At 64.1% G+C, this 1,703-nt stretch carries 5 protein-coding genes; 1 reads left to right on the forward strand and 4 read right to left on the reverse strand.

Annotated elements, in window-relative coordinates; all coding sequences use genetic code 11:
• Nucleotides 1-179: 179 nt before the first annotated feature.
• Nucleotides 180-404 (reverse strand): hypothetical protein, encoded by a 225-nt coding sequence (locus AC1DT2_RS22565; protein WP_107913409.1) that lies wholly within the window; start codon nt 402-404, stop codon nt 180-182.
• Nucleotides 404-586, reverse strand: coding sequence for a DUF3606 domain-containing protein (locus tag AC1DT2_RS22570; RefSeq protein WP_063571491.1), 183 nt, complete (start codon nt 584-586; stop codon nt 404-406). Before AC1DT2_RS22570 ends, AC1DT2_RS22565 begins: the two co-directional genes overlap by 1 nt.
• A 196-nt stretch (nt 587-782) precedes the next feature.
• On the opposite strand from AC1DT2_RS22570, the gene AC1DT2_RS22575 reads away from it, so the two are divergent.
• Nucleotides 783-944 carry a hypothetical protein gene (locus tag AC1DT2_RS22575; RefSeq protein WP_157503966.1) on the forward strand — a complete coding sequence of 54 codons (162 nt, stop codon included), beginning with the start codon at nt 783-785 and terminating at the stop codon, nt 942-944.
• A 50-nt stretch (nt 945-994) separates the two neighbouring features.
• Here the strand turns inward: AC1DT2_RS22575 and AC1DT2_RS22580 are convergent, their stop codons facing one another.
• Both AC1DT2_RS22580 and AC1DT2_RS22585 read right to left on the reverse strand, forming a co-directional pair.
• Entirely contained in the window at nt 995-1,267 is a 273-nt protein-coding gene (locus AC1DT2_RS22580; RefSeq protein WP_477298878.1) for a DUF2845 domain-containing protein, read from the reverse strand.
• An 87-nt stretch (nt 1,268-1,354) separates the two neighbouring features.
• Nucleotides 1,355-1,703 (reverse strand): DNA-3-methyladenine glycosylase (locus AC1DT2_RS22585; RefSeq protein WP_477298879.1); only part of this gene is annotated, 349 nt, incomplete at its 5' end.

Consider the following 1,703-nt stretch of genomic DNA (forward strand, 5'->3'; position numbering starts at 1 on the left):
ATAGTAGACCAAGCATTTTGCCCAATTCGCCAGCGCACGCCTCCAGTTACAGGCGTTGCGCCATGTGACTGTTAATCAGGGGGTCGTTGGTTCGAGTCCAACTTCGGGCGCCAGGTTTTGAAAGGCCGTGCAGTGATGCACGGCCTTTTTCTTTGTGCGATGACAGCGCGCGTTTCAGATCAGAACGGCACGAGCACCCAGCCACCAGATACGCGCTCGCGCAGCACCTCGACAGCGCGACCCTTGCCCTTCATGGCCGACGCGCGCGTCAGTGCGAACTCCACCGCCGTGCCCTCGGTCTGGAACACGTGCTTCGTCGCGCCAGGCAACAGCACCGTCCACGTATGAAGATTCATCGACGGATAGAAAACAAACACGCGCAACGGGCGAACGACACCGTCCATCAGCGACGACGTCGCAGTTCGGCGCGCACGTCGGACGACTGGCCACCCACGCGAAGCACGGCATTGCGCAGGGAGGTCTCGGATACGCCAAGCACGCGCGTCCAGTAGTTCATATCGGTTCGCAGCTCAAGGTCGATCTTGGTGGCGTCGGCCGGGCCGACGACCTGTTTCTGTGTTTCCATGACGTGCCCTCGCTGTCAGACCACGTTTGCCACGTGGTGGGTTACGTCGGTGTTACGGCTGTCGCACTGCCGGGCCCACCACGTTACACCCAACTAACAACTGAAAGCGCATGTTGGATGACCCGGGCTTCGTTTGGCCGGATTCACCCCCGGCTTTCGCAGCCGGGGCTCGTCCTGCCCAACTCAGACGATGGTCATGCCACCCAAGAAACCAGTCACCCAGTCCGTGGACACGCCGCCGCCGGATCGCTCATCCGCCGCGTTCATTTCCTACGTGTACTCGCACAAGCGGACCGCGCCTCTCCCGGAGACGCCGCGCAGCACGCCCTTGAAGGGCCCCAAGAAAACCGCGGGCTGATGCCCCACGAGTGGTGATCCCGGCTCGGGATCACCACTCGACGACGGCGCTCAGCTGTCGATCTGCGTGATCGAGCGAACGCGTCCGTTGACTATCTCGACCTGGACCGATTTGCCCTTCTGGAAGTACTCCAGGCGATAACCCTGCAGGCCACCGCCCCGGGCTTCGATCGGCGTCTCGCGATCGGGCTTGCCGGCAACCTCGCGAAGACGCCCCTCACTATCTCCCGTGGAGACGACCYGCGAACCCACGCGGAAGGTATCCGCGGCGGCGGCGCCGCAGGACAAGGCAGTGGCGAAAATGGCGGCAACGATGCGCTTCATGAGGAACTCCCTGTCGATGTATCCACGCAGGCTAGCTCCCGCCGGTAGCGAAGCCAAGGGCCGGACGGGGCCATCTTGCGAACTCATTCAGGGTCTGGAGACGTGGGGATTCCCTGCCACCAGCCAGCGCCAGAGCAGGTCCGTTCCCTGCCGAATGCCGATCCGGGCCGAGCCGGGTATGTTCTCCGGAGACGGCGTCCCGTCATCGACGATGGTGTAACCCTCCCGCGCGCGCACCAGGTCGATGCCGTTCTGCTCCCCGGTGATGCCCATGGCCTGGGCCAGCCGTGCGGGACCGCTGCCTAGTTCGCGATCGCGCTTCGCCTTCGGTCGCGCTTGGCGCATCCGCTCGATGCCGGCCACCGGTTCCAGCGCCCTGATCAACACACCCGAGCCCTCGCCCACGTCGCCGCAGACGGTATTGGCGCACCAGTGC

This window comes from Luteibacter sp. P4_E6, from assembly GCF_056401535.1.

Excerpts from the sequence above, each read along its gene's own strand:
- AC1DT2_RS22565 (WP_107913409.1), bottom strand. The coding sequence starts at position 404 with ATGGACGGTGTCGTTCGCCCGTTGCGCGTGTTTGTTTTCTATCCGTCG.
- AC1DT2_RS22575 (WP_157503966.1), top strand. The coding sequence starts at position 783 with ATGCCACCCAAGAAACCAGTCACCCAGTCCGTGGACACGCCGCCGCCG.
- AC1DT2_RS22570 (WP_063571491.1), bottom strand. The coding sequence starts at position 586 with ATGGAAACACAGAAACAGGTCGTCGGCCCGGCCGACGCCACCAAGATC.